Origin of the sequence: Brakhagea baltica (assembly GCF_052161605.1) — a bacterium.
In the GTDB taxonomy this organism is placed as follows: domain Bacteria; phylum Planctomycetota; class Planctomycetia; order Pirellulales; family Pirellulaceae; genus JBKCUI01.
This window is the reverse complement of the sequence record NZ_CP197409.1, coordinates 5,970,296-5,989,914: the sequence shown is the minus strand read 5'-3', so window position 1 is coordinate 5,989,914 and position 19,619 is coordinate 5,970,296. Positions and strand designations below refer to the sequence as shown.

General features: G+C 55.0%; 14 protein-coding genes. 9 read left to right on the top strand and 5 right to left on the bottom strand.

From position 1 onward, the window contains the following. Window positions 1-1,076: 1,076 nt before the first annotated feature. Window positions 1,077-1,367 carry a flagellar biosynthesis anti-sigma factor FlgM gene (locus tag SH449x_RS23395; RefSeq protein ID WP_482378501.1) on the bottom strand — a complete coding sequence of 97 codons (291 nt, stop codon included), beginning with the start codon at window positions 1,365-1,367 and terminating at the stop codon, window positions 1,077-1,079. A 1,136-nt stretch (window positions 1,368-2,503) separates the two neighbouring features. On the opposite strand from SH449x_RS23395, the gene SH449x_RS23390 reads away from it, so the two are divergent. The 3 genes from SH449x_RS23390 (at window position 2,504) to miaB (ending at window position 8,727) form a co-directional block, all read left to right on the top strand. After that, the gene (locus SH449x_RS23390; protein ID WP_482378500.1) at window positions 2,504-5,200 is read left to right on the top strand and encodes a redoxin domain-containing protein; all 2,697 of its coding nucleotides are present in this window, start codon (window positions 2,504-2,506) and stop codon (window positions 5,198-5,200) included. A gap of 381 nt (window positions 5,201-5,581) precedes the next feature. After that, window positions 5,582-6,733: an IS110 family RNA-guided transposase gene (locus SH449x_RS23385; RefSeq protein ID WP_482378499.1), complete on the top strand. Its 1,152-nt coding sequence runs from the start codon at window positions 5,582-5,584 to the stop codon at window positions 6,731-6,733. 536 nt (window positions 6,734-7,269) lie between these two features. After that, entirely contained in the window at window positions 7,270-8,727 is a 1,458-nt protein-coding gene (gene miaB, locus SH449x_RS23380) for a tRNA (N6-isopentenyl adenosine(37)-C2)-methylthiotransferase MiaB (protein ID WP_482378498.1), read from the top strand. 369 nt (window positions 8,728-9,096) lie between these two features. Here miaB and SH449x_RS23375 read toward each other — a convergent pair whose 3' ends face one another. Together SH449x_RS23375 and SH449x_RS23370 are read right to left on the bottom strand one after the other, a co-directional pair. Further along, window positions 9,097-9,426 (bottom strand): transposase, encoded by a 330-nt coding sequence (locus tag SH449x_RS23375; protein ID WP_482378497.1) that lies wholly within the window; start codon window positions 9,424-9,426, stop codon window positions 9,097-9,099. Next, window positions 9,393-9,710: a hypothetical protein gene (locus tag SH449x_RS23370; protein WP_482378496.1), complete on the bottom strand. Its 318-nt coding sequence runs from the start codon at window positions 9,708-9,710 to the stop codon at window positions 9,393-9,395. Before SH449x_RS23370 ends, SH449x_RS23375 begins: the two co-directional genes overlap by 34 nt. A 602-nt stretch (window positions 9,711-10,312) precedes the next feature. Between SH449x_RS23370 and SH449x_RS23365 the strand changes: the two genes are divergently transcribed. The 4 genes from SH449x_RS23365 to SH449x_RS23350 all read left to right on the top strand — a co-directional run bounded on the left by SH449x_RS23365 (window position 10,313) and on the right by SH449x_RS23350 (window position 13,552). Continuing rightward, on the top strand, window positions 10,313-11,059 hold the full coding sequence (locus tag SH449x_RS23365; protein ID WP_482378495.1) for a ParA family protein: 747 nt from the start codon (window positions 10,313-10,315) through the stop codon (window positions 11,057-11,059). Beyond that, complete coding sequence (locus tag SH449x_RS23360) at window positions 11,052-12,212, top strand: ParB/RepB/Spo0J family partition protein (RefSeq protein ID WP_482378494.1); 1,161 nt, start codon at window positions 11,052-11,054, stop codon at window positions 12,210-12,212. Before SH449x_RS23365 ends, SH449x_RS23360 begins: the two co-directional genes overlap by 8 nt. A gap of 10 nt (window positions 12,213-12,222) precedes the next feature. After that, on the top strand, window positions 12,223-12,564 hold the full coding sequence (locus SH449x_RS23355) for a hypothetical protein (RefSeq protein ID WP_482378493.1): 342 nt from the start codon (window positions 12,223-12,225) through the stop codon (window positions 12,562-12,564). Window positions 12,565-12,697: 133 nt separating this feature from the next. After that, window positions 12,698-13,552: a GNAT family N-acetyltransferase gene (locus SH449x_RS23350; protein WP_482378492.1), complete on the top strand. Its 855-nt coding sequence runs from the start codon at window positions 12,698-12,700 to the stop codon at window positions 13,550-13,552. A gap of 28 nt (window positions 13,553-13,580) precedes the next feature. On the opposite strand, the gene SH449x_RS23345 is transcribed toward SH449x_RS23350, so the two are convergent. Together SH449x_RS23345 and SH449x_RS23340 are read right to left on the bottom strand one after the other, a co-directional pair. Continuing rightward, window positions 13,581-13,853, bottom strand: coding sequence for a hypothetical protein (locus tag SH449x_RS23345; protein ID WP_482378491.1), 273 nt, complete (start codon window positions 13,851-13,853; stop codon window positions 13,581-13,583). Window positions 13,854-14,277: 424 nt separating this feature from the next. Beyond that, entirely contained in the window at window positions 14,278-15,657 is a 1,380-nt protein-coding gene (locus SH449x_RS23340; RefSeq protein ID WP_482378490.1) for a tetratricopeptide repeat protein, read from the bottom strand. Window positions 15,658-15,964: 307 nt separating this feature from the next. Here SH449x_RS23340 and SH449x_RS23335 point away from each other — a divergent pair, with 307 nt between their 5' ends. After that, a complete protein-coding gene (locus SH449x_RS23335) occupies window positions 15,965-16,816 on the top strand; it encodes a PEP-CTERM sorting domain-containing protein (RefSeq protein ID WP_482378489.1) in 852 nt (283 codons plus the stop codon). A 245-nt stretch (window positions 16,817-17,061) separates the two neighbouring features. Beyond that, window positions 17,062-18,528 carry a PEP-CTERM sorting domain-containing protein gene (locus SH449x_RS23330; protein ID WP_482378488.1) on the top strand — a complete coding sequence of 489 codons (1,467 nt, stop codon included), beginning with the start codon at window positions 17,062-17,064 and terminating at the stop codon, window positions 18,526-18,528. Window positions 18,529-19,619: the final 1,091 nt, after the last annotated feature.

Below are 19,619 nucleotides of genomic sequence, written 5' to 3'. Positions count from 1 at the left end.
AGACCGGAGCAATCAGCCACACGGGTCTATAAACAAAGTGAACGATCGGGAAACTAAATCCCAACAGGCGACATAAATCGACTGGTCAAGAAGGATGGAATAGAAAAAATGTTGAGGCTTGGTAATTTAGGATGACTAACGAAAAAGGTACGAATAGCGGTGACGGTTGTAACGATTACACCGGCGATGAGTGCAATTTTAACGTGCCGCAGGGGGGATAAATGACCATAAGATAGGGTACTAGGACCGCTGAACGAGCAAACCATCCCGTCGCTTGACCGCACGGGGCAACGCCCTGCTATGATCGCTCTAACCCGGAGAAGCTGGCGTGGTTTAGGTGAAGATGCCCCGGTTGCTATCATAGCGTGCCCCTGGAGACATCAGCGCAGGCTCGGTCGTTTAACCGCACGCCCAACGGGCTGCGTTAGGCTTTCTAACACGGGGATGATGGCGCGGGTTAGATGACAATACCCCGGGTTGCTACAATAGCCCGCCCCTGGAGACATCAGCGCAGGCTCGGTCGTTTAACCGCATGCCCAACGGGCTGCGTTGAGCGTCCTAACCCGGGACTAACCAGCGCGGCTCAGGCGACTATACTCTGCGTCGCTGTCATAGCACGCCCCTGGAGGCATCAGCGCAGGCTCGGTCGTTTATCCGCATGCCCAACGGGCTGCGTTGAGCGTCCTAACCCGGGACTAACCAGCGCGGCTCAGGCGACTATACTCTGCGTCGCTGTCATAGCCCGCCCCTGGAGACATCAGCGCAGGCTCGGTCGTTTATCCGCATGCCCAACGGGCTGCGTTGAGCGTCCTAACCCGGGACTAACCAGCGCGGCTCAGGCGACTATACTCTGCGTCGCTGTCATAGCACGCCCCTGGAGGCATCAGCGCAGGGCGTTGCCCATGCGGTTAAACGATCGACGGTCTACGACCATGACGATCTGATTTCCAATCTGCTGGCGTCTCTGAATCTGCTGGAAATCAAACTGCTATTGCCCTGGAGACCGCAGCGCAGGGCGTTGCCCGTGCGGTTAAACGAAGATGCTAGCGGGCTGCGTACACTCCCAACACAACCAACTACCCGAGCCGGTCGAGCATGATCTCAAAAGCTGCGTTGAGCTTCTCGTCGGTATCGTAATTCCCCGTAGCGATCGCATCTCGCAAAGCGGCTACCTTATCGGCACGAAAGACTTCGGTGCTACTAGATGTTTGGCTCATCCCTAGGGCCTCAGGGGACAGCTCTAGCTGATCGACAGGCATCGACATCGAAGCCTTGGTCTCTTCGTGTGCTGACTTGATTGCGTTCGTTCGCGATGCACCTCGTGCTGCGTCGATACCCGAAATCGAAAAGTTTCCAGAAATCTGCATAATATTCTCCCCCGTGAGGACTAGATCGGCTCTACCAATCATATGGCGGCGATGCTGAGATGACAAATGGACTGCTACCTTGCCCAACTATTAGAGGTTCGCTGCACAGCAGACTGTAACCTCTAAGCTCGATCCGTAATCATCATGCAGTCCATGTCGAAGGAGACCATCCGTAACGGTCGTGTCGACTTTGCATAGATATCGCTTTCGAGCGAAAGCTGGATGGGGTATCGTCCCACCTGGCTCAACAACTGAGCTAATCCATTCTCCTTCCTTGAATGACGACTGTCGAAACAAATCCTAAGGTGCCCATCATTCTGGTTAGGAATGCTTTGAGCTCTTACAACAACCTTACGGTCGTTGAACAAATGCACAAGCCGTGCCAATAGCCAGTCCAGGCATCCGTTATTTCTACGTTATACTCGTTTCAATCGATCAATCGCAACCCGAGCAAGCTGTTATCGCCAAAGAAATGATGCAAAGTAGCAACCAACGCAGCTCCAAAAACAATCTCGTCGCAGATGCCTACCTCGAATGCCGCGCACAAAAGATTCGTCCTCCGCGCACGTCAACTTGGCAGCCTCGATGCCCCCGAATGCAATTTCTACAAACTTGGAAAATAAAAATTACAAAGTCTCAAGAAACTGACCATTGCGCTGTTGACCTAATGCACGGTCCCCTTCTATCTTACCCCCCATCGCAGTCAACGCGATCAGAACCAAAACAACGGTTGGTTGTGAAGTGCTCCAAGCACCGTTCAACCATCAACCACATGATGTGGTTAATGGTTGAGTTGTCATCCAACTATTGCGAGCCGCCACCACGGATGGAATGGTGGCTCGCAAATGATCCATGCTCCCGGAAACGTAGCAAATGTCCTTAGCCCCCCTAGGACTCGTTCACATTCCGGGAGCTTTTTTTATGCGCGAAGAGGAAGTTTGCTAGCAAACTTCCTTTGCAGGGATCTCAAGGCTGCATGAACAATATGCAGCCAAACGACAGCCCCACCTCCCCAATCCGGCGACTTTCTATCTAGCAACTTTGCTAGCGATCAATCAAACTATTGCTGATCAAGACGAGATCCTTCTCCTCCCACCTCGTCCCTCAGTCCATCCCACCTCCAATAGATGATTGCTATGTTCCGACGTTCTGTGCTAATCGCTTGTTCGCTCCTTTGGCCAAACACTGCGGACTGTTGGTCAGCAATCTACGCCGACGATCAACACTCGTCTGCCGACTCTACCGCAACAGGCCCGGCACCAGGCCACTCAATGCATGCCGAGTCTTTCAACGAGGGACCACGACAAGCCGGATACTTAATGCCAGGAATGGGGAACGTGCACTTTCCTATTTCTACCAAGCACCCACTTGCACAACGTTTCTTCGATCAAGGCATCTCGCAACTTCATGGCTTCTGGTACTTCGAAGCCGAGCGTTCCTTTCGACAAGCAGCCTCGTTCGATCCCGACCATCCTATGCACTACTGGGGGATGGCACGCGCTAACATTGAAAACGAGAAACGCTCCGCCGGGTTTATCCAACAAGCTGTAGACCGGATCGCAAAAGCCAATGACAAAGAACGCCGCTTGATCGAAGCGTGGAACGAACGAGTCAAGCAGCCGGAGCCAAAGAAGGAAACGGACGCGGAAGCAAACAAATCCGACGATCAATCGAACCAGGCAGAGGAAAAAAAAGATCAGGGCAACAAACGCAGGGACTCCCGCAACCAAAAAGAGGAACGCCTCAAGAAGTACATGTCCGATTTAGACAGCATTTCGGTCGACTATCCCGACGATGTCGAGCTTAAGGCTATGATCGTCCTACAAGCTTGGCAGAACCACGGCTCGGGTGTCCCAATCCAAAGCTTCTCATCCATGAATTCTCTTCTGTCGCAAATCTTCCAAGCGAACCCGCGTCACCCAGCCCACCATTTTCGAATCCACTTGTGGGACTATAAAAAGGAAGACCTCGCCCTGCAATCTGCGGCCATGTGCGGCCCAAGTGCACCCGGTATCGCACACATGTGGCACATGCCTGGACATACCTACTCGAGGCTCAAGCGTTACAGCGATGCGGCTTGGCAACAAGAAGCCTCAGCCCGAGTCGACCATGCTCACATGATCCGCGACCACATTCTGCCTGACCAGATCCATAACTTCTCCCACAATAATGAGTGGCTAGTTCGCTCGCTTAGCCTCATCGGCAAGCCGGCGCAAGCGGTATCGCTAGCAAAAAACATGATCGAGCTGCCTCGGCATCCTAAGTACAACACCTTGGACAATCGAGGCAGTGCTTCCTACGGCCGAGAACGACTGCTCCAAGTTCTGACTCAGTACGAACGCTGGCAAGAACTGCTGGAACTAACCGACACCCGCTACCTAGCAGACGAAGGGGACGTTCATAGAAGCGACGAGCGGCTAGGCTGGCGTGGGATCGCTGCCACCTATGCAGCCCCAGCCGAGGTTGCTGGCGAGGTGAAAGCCAAGTTCGCCGAAATCCTCCAAGAGCTGGACAAAACAGCCGCGGCGCAAACGGAGATCATCGAGCGACTCAAAGCTGAAGCAGCTAAAGCCGAGGCGGAAAAAGCTGAGGCCGCCAAAGCTGAAGCGGAAAAAAGCGAGGCGGCAAAAGCGGAGGTCGCTTCTGAGGACGCGGCATCGTCACCCACGCAAGATTCAGCAGCAGATTCAACAAAAGAGGTTGAGAAGCCTGAGCCTACCGAGCCTGCGGCAGTCGAGCCTGAAGCAGCGACAGACACCAAGCAACCGTCGGAGCCAACCGCCATGGAGCTCTTCGGCAAATCGGACGACCCAGCCTTGCCCAAAGAGCTGTCCAAGAACTGGAGGCAGCCTGATGATGCCGACGCAAAAAAGTGGAGCGAAGAACGAAAGAACGCGGAAAAGGCCTTGCATGAAGCTCTCTATCGCAAGCAGCGTGTTTCCTATTGGCTAAATGCGATCGACGCTCATACCGCCGCCAAGAACGGCGATTTTCGCAGTGCTCTTAAGCACTCGCATTTGGCTCGCCCCATCGTCTCCGAATGGCAAAGAATCGAGTGGTTGGCCCAGTGCGGTGAGCCGGCCGAGGCTTGGGCGACGGCAGAGCGAAAGTGCAACGATAGCCCCGGCGAGTTCATGCCTCTCGTGCGCGGAGCATGGCTAGCCAGCTTGGTCCCCGAAAACGACGCCAAAGTACAGGAGTTGCTCGAGAAACTTAAGCCGCTGGCGGTTGACTCCGAACGCGACATTGCGGCATGGGTTCGGCTCGAAGCGAGCTTGCAAGGCAAAGGTATTTCTGTGGACTGGAATGCTCCTGTTCCGCCTCCCAAAGACATCGGCGAGCGGCCCGTACTGGATTCGCTCGGCCCCTTCCGATGGGAGCCGAGTTACGCACCACTCTGGCATGCCTTCCGGGCGGATGAGAGTTCGCTAAGTTCGAAGCATCTCGATGGCAAGCCTTACATCGCCATTCTGTATCTGGGATTTGGCTGCTTGCACTGCGTGGAGCAGTTGGGAGCGTTCTCGCCCAAGGTGGAGGAGTTCGGTAAGCTCGGACTCGAGATTGTGGCGATCAGCACGGAGGATGCCGCCCAACTGCGTGAGGGGATGGCGAATTACGACAAACCGATCGGGTTTCCATTGCTGTCAAACGTGGAACAGGACACATTTAGGGGGTTTCGGGCCTACGATGACTTTGAGGGGCAGCCGTTGCATGGAACGTTCTTGATCGACAGCCGGGGCAAGGTGTTGTGGCAAGACATCGGTCACGAGCCCTTTATGGACGTGGATTTCCTGCTGAAAGAATCCGAGCGACTGCAATCGATCCACCACTAACCGCAGCCTCATCGTATAACCGCGTGGGCATCGCCCCGCGCTGCGGTCTCAAGGGCGGGATATGACAGCACCCCAGAGTGAAGTCACCTGAGCCGCGCTGGTCAGGCCCGGCATCGCCGCAGGGCGATCTGTCGTTTAACCGCGTGGGCATCGCCCCGCGCTTCGGTCTCCAGGGCGGGATATGACAGCACCCCAGATTATAGTCACTTGAGCCGCGCTGATCCGGACCGGGTTAGGACGCTCACCGCAGGGCGTTGCCCATGCGGATAGGTATGAAAAAGCAACTTGCTGCACCTCGAATTACAATCGAGCAGTTAGCCCATAATCCTTGTGGTGCAGCAAGTTGCTTCCATTCTATCCCAAATCCCTGAAAGTTCCATCATGTCGCAAATTCTAGATTTCCCGCAAATTCCTGTGTTCGCCGGGTTAGATTACCATCAAGATTCCGTGCAAGTCTGCGTTCTGGACCAGGATGGCAAGAAACTTCTCAACCGCTCGGTCGCCAATTCTACACCTCTGATTTTTAGTACCCTTACCCAGTTCGGTACCCCTCTTCGCATTGGTGTGGAAGCGTGTTGCGGAGCTGCGAACTTAGCCGACGAGCTGGTAACGCAATACAACCTGCCCGTTCAGTTAGCCCATCCCGGTTACGTTAACCGCATGAAACGCTCTCCTGACAAAACCGATTTCGGTGATGCACAAATGCTTGCCGATCTATCACGCGTCAACTACCTGCCCAAGGTTTGGCTAGCTCCCAGCTATCTGCGTGAACTGCGCCGACTGGTGCGGCACCGTGGCCAATTAGTCAAACGACGCACTGAAACCAAGCTACGCATCCGTGGCTTGTTACGCGAGAATCGCGTTAAGTGTCCAGAGCCTGTTACGGCTTGGAGCAAGCCTTGGTTGGCGTGGCTACAACAAGGAGCCTCACTGAGTCCTTCGGACAAATGGGTGCTCAAAGACCACCTGATAGAGCTCAATTCCTTGACCGAACGCATCGGAGCGACCGAGGCGCAAATCTCCGAACAAACCAAAGACGATCCTGTGATTGTCGAGCTTCTTAAGCTCAAAGGGGTTGGACTAATCACAGCTGTGACGTTGAGGGCTGAGATTGGCCGTGTCGACCGCTTCTTGACAGGAAAGCAGTTGGCCCGTTTCTGTGGTGTGACACCTCGCAATGCCAGCAGTGGTGCTAGGCAAGCCGATGCGGGTTTAATCCGCGCCGGTAATCCAGACTTGCGTTGCTTGTTGATCGAGTTAGCACACCGTCTGATTCGCTATGACGAGTCCTGGCAAAAGCTGGCCTACTCGCTGATCTCGCAGGGCAAACACCGCAACGTGGCCGTGGCTGCTGTGGCCAATCGTTGGGTGCGAAAGTTGTTTCACCTTTGGAGAGCGGACTTCACTCCGAACATGGATTTTTTAAGGGATGGCAGGGTCGATAGAATCTCATCTAAATCCGAGCCGTCACCCAAGAAAAAGAGCCTGAAGAAAGCTCCTCAGGCTCGACGAGATTCCCCCGCCCTGACCTGATTATCCCTTGTGAGGTTGCTTCCCAGCAGAGCCACACTCCGTTTCACCAGGCGTTTTTTAAGTTAGTAAGCGTAACGATTTAATCAAGGAAAAATTCAGTAAGACATTCAGTGATCTTCGGGGAAAGGTGAGCTCGAGTTTAACCTGGGCCACAATCAACATGGGGCTCGTCTGCGGATGGGGCAGCCTTTCCCTCTTTCGAAAACAGCCAAATGGGCTATCCCATAACTGGGAGATGCTCGGATAGAGGAAGGGGATTACCGAATGGAACAACACTGAGCATTTCCGCGAAAAAAATCGTTCACGACTACTTGACGTTATCCGTTTTTCATAGAGGTTAAACGAAACGGCCCTGCGGAGCGAGGCCCCCCCCGGTTGGGGCATGTTTCACGGTAAACAACCCTACCGATTGGGGGGGCTGGTCCGGTCGGGGGCTGAGTATTGCATAAATTCTGAGGACTGGTAGAGTTCAGGGAGAGAGTGGGGCGGCAACTCCCCATCCGCATGCCGTTTTTCAACCTAACTGCCAGAAACCGATGTCCGAGCCAAACAGTTCCCAAGCGACCAAGAAACTCTACATCGAAACCGTCGGCTGCCAGATGAACGTCCTCGACAGCGAGATGGTCGTCGCCTCCCTTCGGAAGAAAGGGTACGACTTGACCAAGGATCCTGCCTTGGCGGATGCCATTCTGTTTAACACTTGTTCCGTTCGGGAGCATGCCGAGGAAAAGGTCTACAACAACCTTCACCACCTCAAGCAACTCAAACTAGCCAACCCGGACAAGGTGATCGGTGTCATGGGGTGCATGGCTCAAAAGGACCAGAACAGCATCTTCCAACGAGTTCCCTTCGTCGATCTAGTTGTCGGCCCAGGCCAACTGCATCGCATCCCGGAAATGATCGAGCGAGCCGAATTGGGCGAGAAACAGCAATTGGCCGTCAGTCTAGATCGGAAAGACGGAGCCGTCGAAGAGATCAAGCGATCGCACGAGACTTTCGACCCGCTACGCGATCCGGAAATGCGACCCACTCCGTTCCAAGCCTATCTGCGGATCCAAATCGGTTGTGACAAGTTCTGCACCTACTGCATAGTCCCGATGACCCGCGGGCCCGAACAAGGACGCTCGCCAGACGAAATCGTCGAAGAAGCCAAGATCTTGGCCGCCCAGGGAGCCAGAGAAATCACCCTGCTCGGACAAACGGTGAACTCCTATCGGTACAAACAAGGGGATCGAGTCACTCGCATGGCGGACCTGCTCCAAATGCTTCATCCGATCGAAGGCTTGGAGCGGATCAAGTTTGTGACCAACTATCCCAAGGACATGACTAAGGAATTGTTGGAGACGGTTAGAGACTTGCCCAAATGTTCCCCGTACTTGCACGTCCCGGCGCAAAGCGGCAGCGATGCGGTTCTCAAGCGAATGAAGCGTGGCTACACGATCGCGGATTATGACGCGATGATGGATCGCATCCGAGAGTACTTTCCCTATCCGTCGGTATCGAGCGACTTCATAGTGGGATTCTGCGGCGAGACCGAAGAAGACTTTCAACAGACGGTCGATCTCGTGAAGCGTTGCAGGTTCAAGAACAGTTTTATCTTCCAATACAGTGTGCGGCCCGGGACCAAGGGGGCGGAGATTTACGAGGACGATGTTCCGCAGGAAACCAAGCATCGCCGCAACTTGGAACTGCTCGAGGTCCAGAACCAGATCTCGCTCGAGGACAATATGAGGTTCCTCGGGGAAACGGTCGAGGTGTTGGTGGAAGGGCCGAGCAAATGGTCGGTGCGAAAGCACGAGACCGGTGATTTGCGACAGCTTACAGGCCGGACGATCTGCGATCGGATTGTCCACTGGAGTGGGAACATGCGGCAGGTCGGTGAGTTGCTCCCGATTCGCATCACCGATGTATCGGCGTTTACGCTGCTGGGTGAAGTCGAGACAACCGAGGTCACTTGTGAGCCAGACTTAGTCCAACTGACAACGGGAACATGACCCGCAGGGTCCGTCGTTTAACCGCATGCCCAACGGGCTGCGCTGAGCGCCCTAACCCGGGCCTGACCAGCGCGGCTCAGGCGGCTGTCCTCTGAGTTGCTACTATGCTTTTCCGTTGGGGCCGCAGGGTCCGTCGTTTAACCGCATGCCCAACGGGCTGCGGTGAGCGTCCTAACCCGGACCTGAACAGCGCGGCTCAGTAGGCTATACCTTGGGTCGCTGTCTTATCCTGCCCCTGGAGACATCAGCGCAGGGCGTTGCCCATGCGGTTAAACGACTCTTTCAAACTTCAACCTTCACACTTCAAACTTCTTCCGCCCCTGGAGACCGTAGCGCAGGGCGTTGCCCATGCGGTTAAACGACGAGACGCTAGTGATACTTGATCCAGCCGGGCTCGAGACCTCGGTAGGCTGACTCGCAGATCCACTCTTGTACAGGTCTCCCTTCCTTCACCGGGTTCTGGTCAACGTAGTGGATAGCATTCGTGATCGCTTCGTCGTTGTCCAGATAGACGCGCCAGCATCGCGAGCCCCAAGGAGTCGGTAGCTCACCATTCTTGTCTGCGTAATCAGCAAATGGATGTAGCTTGTCAGCCTTGAGCTGTTTCGTAGCTTCACCCTTGAGCAGCCCCGCGATGTACTCAACCTTGTAGCTATGACGAGCGATCACCAAGTGAACATGCTCTGGAAAATCGAGCATCTCCAGATCGAAAAATTGCTCTTCCGCACCGCGTTAGCAAATCCGGTCGCAACAGCTTGAGTTTGTTCCTCATTGAATCGCACTGCCGGTAGCTTGAGGGCTTGTTTGGCGGCGAGTCGTTTCTCATTTTGCTCGGGGGTGAGTTCGAGACGCTCGATCCCTTTTGTGGCGTTCCCAAAGCGGAGTAGCTCCCAAGCCCCAACGAAGTCGGACCAGGATCCTCGTGGATCATTGGGAAGCCAGAAACCATAGGTACCGAATATGACATGATAGGCATGAATCATGGTAAACTCTGCGGGATAGCGAGGGTATGGTGTCACGAAAAACAGTCGCGGGATTATACAGTATAAATGTGGCAAAGTGGGCTCCATCGTTTAACCGCGTGGGCAATGCCCCGCGTTAATCTCTCTAACCCGGACCCGACCAGCGCGGCTCAGTAGGCTACACTCTGAGTTGCTACGATGCCTTTCCGTTGGGGCCGCAGGCTCCATCGTTTAACCGCGTGGGCAACGGGCTGCGTTGAGCGTCCAAACCCGAGCCTGACTAGCGCGGCTCAGGTGACTATACTCTGGGTCGCTGTCATATCCTGCCCCTGGAGGCCGCAGCGCAGGGCGTTGCCCGTGCGGTTAAACGATTACTTCAAACTTCCCACTTCTCACTTCAAACTTCTTCCGCCCCTGGAAGCCGCACCGCAGGGCGTTGCCCATGCGGTTAAACGATAGATCGCCTTGCGGCGATGCCGGATCGGATGGCGTGGCTCGGGCGAATATTCCCGGGGCGGCTAAAGAATCGGTTTTGACATTCCCATGAGAGCCTACTCTTTTCTATAACCCACACGGTGTCGTTTCGCGTTTCAAGTCCCGCTCCATACAACTGCGTTTCTTAAATGCCTCGAGTTTTTTGCATAGCTAACCAAAAAGGTGGAGTGGGCAAAACCACCACGGCTATCAATCTCGCTTGGGCAATGGCTTGCGCCGGTCAACACACTTTGCTAGTCGACCTCGACCCGCAATGCAACGCCACCAGCGGTCTGGGCCTCGCTCCTGCCGAGAGGCATCCGCTCCTCATCGACGCTCCTCTCCGCGAAAGTATCCTGCCAACCGAACGCCCCAAGCTCGACCTCATGCCAGGCTGCCGCTCCTTTCAGGATGTCGATCGGCTTGCCAAAGGAGGTGTCAGCCAAGGCACCTTGCTGCGACAGCACCTCGAAGCAGGACTCGGACACTACGATAGCGTTTTCATTGACTGCCCCCCATCTCTTGGCGAACTCACCCAAGCTGCCTTGGCCAGCAGTACAGAAGTCCTAATGCCTATCCAGTGCGAATACTACGCCATGGAAGGGCTCACGCAGATGATTCATGTCATCCGCGATGTCATGCAGCAGTCTCCCGGTCGATTGACTTTTGGTGGCATTCTTTTGACCATGTACGACCCAAGATTTGAGCTAACTCGTGAGGTAGATTCCGAAGTTCGGGATTTCTTCGGCGATATAGTTTTTGATACAGTCATACCACGTGATATCGCTATCAGCGAAGCGCCCAGTCACGGACAGAGTGTGCTAGCATATGCACCACGCTCGCACGGAACGCGAGCATACATCGAACTTTGCATGGAGGTATTAGATCGTGACTAAGGATCGTCGTTTAGGAAGAGGACTCGCCGCACTGCTCGGAACTCCCGTCGAAGAGGGGGCCGCGGAGATGGCGATGGGCTCAACCCCACAAAAAACTTCGGCGCAACCATCTGTTCCGCTAAACTCCCCGTCAGGAGCCCAACCGGCCCAGGCCGCGTCTGCCTCAGCAGCCAATGTCCCCGCCACCACTAACGCGAACCGATCCGAAACGATCCGGCAACTCGCCACCGATGCCAAGGCGAACGAAGCTCGTTCGGCCGTCTCACCGATCAGCGTTCCCGTCGAAGCCCCTGCCTCATCGCTAAAGAAGAACGATCGACCGGATTCCGGTTCACTTGCGATCCCGACCAACCTGATCGACCCGAACCCGTTCCAACCTCGACGGCAGTTCTTGCAAGGAGAGATCGAATCCCTCGCGGAGTCGATCAAGCAGCACCAACAGCTGCAACCGATCCTGGTTCGCAAAGTTCAAGATCGCTACCAGCTCATCAGCGGTGAACGACGGCTTCGAGCCACCATCCATGCTGGATTGCCGACCATCCGGGCCGAAGTTCGAGTCGCCGACGATCGCTTGGTTGCCGAGTTGGCAATCATCGAAAACCTGCAACGTAAAGATTTGAACGCGGTCGAAAAGGCCATGTCGTTCAAGCGATATCTCACCGAGCATCGCTGCACACAGGAAGAGCTAGCAAACCGAATCAAGATTGATCGCAGCACCATCGCCAACTTGCTCCGATTGCTCGAGTTGCCTGAGGGGATCACCGACGCGATCCAGCGTGAAGAGATCACAGCCGGGCACGCCAAGGCTTTATTGAGCCTCGGCAGCATCAAGGAGCAGCATCTCTTTGTCAGGAAGATTGTCGAGCATGGTTGGAGCGTACGAGAAACTGAGCGACAAGTGGCCGAGGCGGTCGCCAGTTCGGCGGCTTCGGAGGACGGAATCCTGGGCATCGTTCCCAACCGTCGTCCCTCCAAGAGTAGTCAATTGCAAGCTCTCGAGTCCGACCTCAAGATGAAGCTTGGTACCAAAGTCGAGATCAATCAATCCGGACGTGGCAAGGGGCGGATTACGATCCACTTTACGAGCGTTGAAGAGTTTGATCGAATTCGAGCCCTTTTGGCCAGCGAAGCGACCAAACGGTCGGCAGCCTAGGATATAGTGCATGGACGGACGATTCTGGAGTTGGCTGATATGGGGAGGCGTGGTTTTCATCGCATTTCGCGTCCTGGTACGACTTGCTCTGGAATTGCAAACTCATTTACAAGAGTTGTTGGTCGCTTATGTTCGTGAGCAAAAAGAGCTAGCGGCTCGCAATCGCAAGATCATGGAGATCCGCGACAAGGTCAGACGGCTCAAAGATGCAGCCAAGAAGCAAGTCGATCTGCAGGAACAAGCCAAGAACGACGCTGTGAGAGAACAAGCCGATAAGGTCAGGGCCAGGGTTGCTGCCGACCAAGCCGAACGGGACGCGCAGATGCAAACCGAACAACGCCGGGCTGCGTAATACGGCCATTAGAATTCGAGAGCTACATTTTTAGGGACTCCTCTCCGTGGAATGGTATGCGAACTGGGAAGATTGCGTGCATGCATGTCATGCACTTTTGCCTACAGCGAATCGCTTATCGATTATAGAACGAATGAAAACCCACGCTGCTAGGTCACATTACATGCGACCGATCCTGGCAGCTCGCTCATCGGGTGGCTCATCCGCTTACATGCTTCTCCACGACGGAGCCTTGGCCACGATCGGCGGCCTCGACTTTCCCGACTGTGACAGCCCCAAGTGTCGGGCTGATACCGCGATGCTGCTCGAGGATCTCTTGGAGTATGCGGCACTAGACATCGAAATCGTCCAAGCGGTGATTACTCATGGTGAGCTGAGTCCAGCGGAAAAGTCCGCGTACCAGGAATGCTTTCGATCTGCGGGTTTGGAGCGAGTCGCGGAGTTGGTGCAAATGGAATGGAACGTTCCCGAATTGGCAAGTAGTTCACTTGTCAGAACTGCCGTAGATCAGCGGCCAGAAAGAGCCATCGAAATCGCGGAGGGAATGACGCTAGTTGAGGCGAACGAATTCGATTCTGACGACTTCGCCGAAATTGTCGAAGCGACTTATACAGATACACTTGATGTACCTGAGCTGAACGGCATCCGTTCGACGCATAATACGATCGAGGGCTATGCAGCGTGTGTTCTCGAGGAGCACCTTCCATGGTGGGTAGTCATGATGGATGGCCGCGCTGTGGGTTGCCTATTATTGTGTCCGCATCAGCAAGAGTTGGTAGAGCTGGTGTATCTCGGATTGACTCCCGAGGCACGTGGTCGAGGAATCGGGCTAAGCATTTTAGGTTTTGTCCAAGAGTGGGCAATCCGTCGCGGAGCCAGCCGCATCGTGGCAGCCGTCGACAGTCGCAATCACCCTGCATTGCAGCTCTACGAAAAGATGGCTTACCAAGAGTTCAGTCGCGCGGACGCATGGATTAAGGCTTCGTGATCCAGGCCGCAGGCCGATTGGACTGGCTCTACATCGCGCAGCGATAACAATAGTAGCGGAATGGTCGCAAGGCCTCCGGTAAGGCGTCAACGCGTCCACCGCCCACCAATCTACCCAGCAATCCTCCTCCCCCGTTCATCTTTTCTTGCATCGCCGCAACCGACACCCGGCTCGCGTGCAATCTCCGCCAAGCTAAGCCGCAGGCAGATCTTCGAAATCCCGCAGGCTTGCCCTGCGGATCGTTAGGCTTCTCGCTAAACCCGCGATCGCCCGCCCCACCCCGAATCCCGCTGGCTCGCACAGCGGATCGTTAGGTTTCCGGCTTCTTGGGCAGATCCGGCGAGGCGAGCCGGAAGCGTAACCATCTCCTGGGTAAACCAGGAGCATTCTTGAGGAGTGAGCGGGCGGCGGTTGGTTTAGCGAGAAGCGTAAGCTTCACCTGGGCAAGCCAGGTGCATTCCGAAGCCCGACCGCTTAGCTGCAGGAAGCTCCTGAAACCCCGCTTGGCTCAGCCGCAGGCCGATCTGGAAATCCCGCAGGCTCGCCCTGCGGATCGTTAGGCTTCTCGCTAAACCGACGATCCGCCCCACCCCAGGATCCCGCCGACTTGATCGGCGGATCGTTAGGTTTCCGGCTCGCGAATCAGGCCCGGCGAGGCGAACCGGGAACATAAACTTCACCTGGACAAGCCAGGTGCATTCCAAATCCCGCTTGGCGAGTTCACCTTACTTATCCAACCCCAAGTCCTCTGCTGGCTCTGCTGCTGGAGAAAGCTTTGCGGCAATCGACTTTCGCTCTGGGAAAATCCCTGCGGTTCGGATCGCGCTTTGAAAGACCGATCTCGCCTCTTGATCGCGTCCTTCCTTCTCGAACCATTTCCCGACGAAGTAAGCCGACTGAGCAGAGAGAGCACCGCGGGCAACCAGCTTGGAAAACAGTTGTTCAGCCTTCTCTTTTTCTTCAAAGCAAAGTACCGCCCAGCCAGCCGTTGCGATCATATTCTCAATGTCAGGGAATCGTTCCAAGTTAGCTTCGGCCATGGCTTTGGCTCGGCTCCGCTTTTCTTGGTCGGTACTCTGTAGCAGTACCAAAATCAACTGATCAGAAATCTCCACGTCGTCCGGATAGGTGGCCAGCAGATCTTCGAGCATCGTTTCTGCAAGGGGGAAATCCTGTTTGGCTCGCAGCGTAATGGCTTGAAGCAACACTGCATCCCTCGTTTTCTTGACCGATTCAGGAGCAGCCTCCAGGTAGGTCAAGAGATCATCATGGCGATCCAGTATCAAGAGCCACTTGAGATACTCACGCCACTTTACAGGATCATCTCGATCGTTCCGAACCGATTCGCGAAATTGTCGTTCGATAATTTTGGCCGCTTCGGGGTCGGTGAACCATGGTCGCAGTTGGACGAGGGTCATGGCAGCAGTGAATTGAGGGCAAGGGAGATCTGTCTTGGTCGTTCGAGCCAGCTTCATTTGTTCGAGACCTTCCTCGAGTTTTCCTGCCATGACTTTAACCTGGCCGCATCGCCAGGTGGGGAGCAAATCATCGGGTTGGAGCTCTTGTAGTTTTGTGAACAGTTGCTCAGCGAGTTCGTATTGTTGTTTTTGGACAGCGACCTCGGCGCGAAGCTGGATCAAGCCGGGTACGACGGCAGAGTTTCGTTCGCCTGGCAGTTTCCCTTGTTGGATGAGAGACTCAGCGTGTTCGAATTGGAGTTGGGCATCGGTCCAGCGTCCCGACTTCATCGCGATGAGTCCGAAAGTCATATAGGCTTCGGGGTCATCGGGGTGTGATTTTTGGTAGGTTTCCAGGAGCTGGATGGCTTGGGGGAACGCCCCACGTTCGGCGAGCAGACGGCACCAGAAGACTTCGTCAGCAGGGAGAGGGAGGTAGACGGAGGCCATCGCGAATTGTCGTTGGAATTCGGCGTAGTCCTGCCGTTCGAAAGCCGCGATAGCGGGAGCGAGTGGGTTTGGTTTCGCGTCGGCGACTGCGGTCTGGCTTGCACCCGCCCCACCACCGGCGGTGATGTCCGCCAAGAGATTAGCAGTAGAATTCGCTAAGGCTATTAGAAATCCAAAAGCAGTGAGAGGGAAACGCATAGTGCACAGGGTCCGGGGTTAGGCGGGGAAATTGCGGTTTGATAGTATTGTAGCTGAGAACTTGGGGGGTAGCGAGAAAACGGCAATGTTCGTGGTTCGACCAGGGTACCGCTACGGCTCTGGTGCGACGAGTGAATCATAAACGAATCGCCCAGCAGGCGTTCATCAAATCTTAATTAAACCTTCTCGTCGTCTTAACGCTGTCTAAACCTAATCCGTCAGGTGAGCAACTAGACTTTTGAGCTTTGAATAGCGGTCAGGCAGTCTGTGACGCTAGCATCATGTTTCTGGAATAGGAAAGTTACGTATGAAGAAATTGATAATGGCGAGCCTCCTGTCGCTCGTTACGGCGGTGTCCGCGCAAGCGGATGTGATCACGCAGTGGAATTTTAACCGGGATGCAGACGGCAATCTGCCGGCAAGCACAGCAAGTCCTGCCGCCAGTATCGGTACAGGGACTGCGAGTTTGGTTGGTGGTGTTACTGCGGGGGGAACTGGGTTTGCTTCAGGGACGGTGAACGGCGGATCTTCAGAAGGTACTACACAATCGGCGACTGGTCCTTTGGGTAACAACGGTTGGCAAATCGACACTGGCTGGAGCCAGTCAGCAGCGAATTTGAGTCAGGGTGTTCAGTTTGCCGTTAACACAGTTGGATTTATTGATGATGTCGTCGTGTCTTGGGATTTGAGGCAAAGCGGTACATCGAGTCGATTCTCTGCGTTTATGTTCACTACAGACGGCATATCCTGGACAACCATCAGCAATCCCGCACTTGTCACAATTGGAACCGATCCGCTGGGCGGTGCAAGTAACGGTGCTGTGACAGCAAGCAGTTTGCTAACACGGACGCTGGGGGATCGCTGGCTTAACCAGAACTCCGTAAATCTTTCCGGACTGAATGCGGGTGGAAACGCCGACTTCGCGTTCAGAATTGTGGCTGCCCATAACCCTGACCTTGACACTCCGGCATTCGTGAGAACCAATGGTACCGTCGGTGATATTGGCGGCACCTGGCGTTTCGACATGGTCACAGTCTCCGCTACAGCAGTACCCGAACCAACGTCTATGGCTCTGCTCGGCGTCGTTGGTCTAGGTGGATTGGTCGCTCGACGTTTCCGCAAGAAGCAGAAGAGTTTTAACGAGTCGGTGGCTGCTTAGTTGCGGTCATACATCAGCAACAAGTAATATTCCAAGTCGATTCACTTAAAAGCCAGTTGATCCAACCTCCGACCAACTGGCTTTTTTCGTTGAACGAACAAACACTCGCTTGCGAGTGTTCGCCGCCAACCAAGGCTCATCCTCCGCCTGCGGCGACGCCGCAAGTGCCCAAGAATGCACCTGGCTTGCCCAGGTGAACATTACGCTTCTCGCTACACCAACGGCCGCCCCCTCACTCCCTAAGAATGCTCCTGGTTTACCCAGGAGATCGTTACGTTTCTCGCTACATGGGGCGACGCACCACCCCCCCTCAAGAATGCTCCTGGTTTACCCAGGAGATCGTTACGCCTCCGGCTCGCCCCGCCGGATCTGTCCAAGAAGCCGAAAACCTAACAATCCGCTGTTCAAGCCAGCGGGATTCGAGAGCCGGGCTAGCGATCGCCGGTTTAGCGAGAAGCCTAACCATCCGCAGGGCAAGCCTGCGGGATTTCCGGAGCCGCCTGCGGCTACGCCGTCCGGATCTGAGAATGCACCTGGCTTGCCCAGGTGAACCTTACGCTTCCCGTTACACCAACCTCCGCCCCCTCACTCCCCAAGAATGCTCCTGGTTTACCCAGGAGATAGTTACGCTTCCGGCTCGCCCCGCCGGTCCTGACTCGCGAGCCGGAAACTTGACGATCCGCTGTCCGAGCCTGGAATCTTCCATTACAGGAAAAATCCAAGAGACACCTCGAAAAAGCATGGAATATCACAAATTGCGGCCCGTACGGCAACTTTTGCACCAAAAAATAGACGACACGGGCAAGCGAATTGCCGCCCATCTTAACAATCGTCTCGCAGAAAACCTTCCTGAAAATACGATTCCCCAACTATCCACGAGAGAATGCTTGCATTACGAATATGCAGTATCTATCATCCTTGATGAACATGCGGAGTCTACGGTTTTAAAAGACCATCGTACTGCGAAGTTGTTGTTTGTGAATCAAGAAGCGTTGGATAAAAATGAAAGGTTTTTTGTAATGCTTAAAAAGGTATCTCTAGTTATTGGCTTATTCGCAGTCTTGGGTGTAAGTTCTTCTCCAACACTTGCACAAACGCTCATTTTCTTGGAGACGATATCAGGTAATACACCCTCTGGAAATCAGAGCTTTCAAAACACAGGCTGGGACAATCCCGGACTGACATTTTCGGGAACTGGAGACACCAGGACGACGTCTCCAAGTACGAACTACCCCGGGGCTTCAGGTGGCCGCAACGTCTTCCTCACCAATAATGGAACTGCATCTTTTGAGATCTCGGGTATCAATACTACAGGTTTCATCGAGAGTTCGTTTGTGCTCTCATTCGGTGCTCTAAAGAGCACAATCGCTTCCGACATGACTGAGTTATCAGTGCAATTTAGCACCAATGGAGTTGACTACACAAGCCTTTCCTTCTCGCCCCAGGCTACGGGGTCTGGCACATCGATATGGCGGCTGATCACAATCGAACCAACATTCCTTCCCTCTTCGAATAATCTCAGTCTTTTGTTCACCAATACGGGATCAGGAACGGGCTCGGCCCAATTTAGGCTTGACGACATATCGCTATCTGCAACTGCAGTCCCCGAACCCACCTCCCTCGCCCTCCTTGGCGTTGTTGGCCTCGGTGGATTAGCAGCACGTCGCTTCCGCAAGAAGCAAAACACCAGCGACGAAACTATCGCTGCCTAACTCGGTGTAGCTGCTCTTCAAGCAAGCAACTGCATTCGCAAAACCCAATAAGCCAGTTGGCCTAAATCTAGTCCAACTGGCTTTTTTCGTTTCTTGCTATTACTGAATGCACCTGGCTTGCCCAGGTGAACCTTACGCTTCTCGCTATATGCACGGCCACCCCAACACACACCGAGAATGCTCCTGGTTTACCCAGGAGATCGTTACGTTTCCGGCTCGCCTCGCCGGACCTGCCCAAGATGCCGGAAACCTAACCATCCGCAGGGCAAGCCTGCGGGATTCGAGGGTGGGCGGGCGATTGCGGGTTTAGCGAGAAGCCTAACGATCCGCAGGGCAAGCCTGCGGGATTTCCGGGGCTGGCTGCGGCTACGCCGTCGGGATCTGAGAATGCACCTGGCTTGACCAGGTGATCGTTACGCTTCTCGCTACACCAACCGCTGCCCACACACGCTCCCCGAGAATGCTCCTGGTTTACCCAGGAGATCGTTACGTTTCCGGCCCGCCCCGCCGGATCTGCCCAAGAAGCCGGAAACCTAACGATCCGCTGTGCAAGCCAGCGGGATTCGGGTTGGGGCGGGCGATTGCAGGTTTAGCGAGAAGCCTAACCATCCGCAGGGCAAGCCTGCGGGATTCGAGGGTGGGCGGGCGATCGCGGGTTTAGCGAGAAACCTAACCATCCGCAGGGCAAGCCTGAGGGATTTCCAGATCCGCCTGCGGCTACGCCGTCCGGGAATCGCGGGCTAAGCTGAGCCCAACGCCGAGCGGATCTGAGAATGCACCTGGCTTGACCAGGTGATCATTACGTTTCTCGCTACATCCACAGCCGCCCCGCGCGGCCCAAAGAATGCTCCTGGTTTACCCAGGAGATCGTTACGTTTCCGGCTCGCCTCGCCGGACCTGCCCAAGATGCCGGAAACCTAACGATCCGCAGTGCAAGCCTGCGGGATTCGGGGGGGCGGGCGATCGCGGGTTTAGCGAGAAACCTAACCATCCGCAGGTCAAGCCTGCGGGATTTCCGGAACAGCCTGCGGCTACGCCGAGCGGGAATCGCGGGCTAGGCTGAGCCCAACGTCGTCGGGATCTGAGAATGC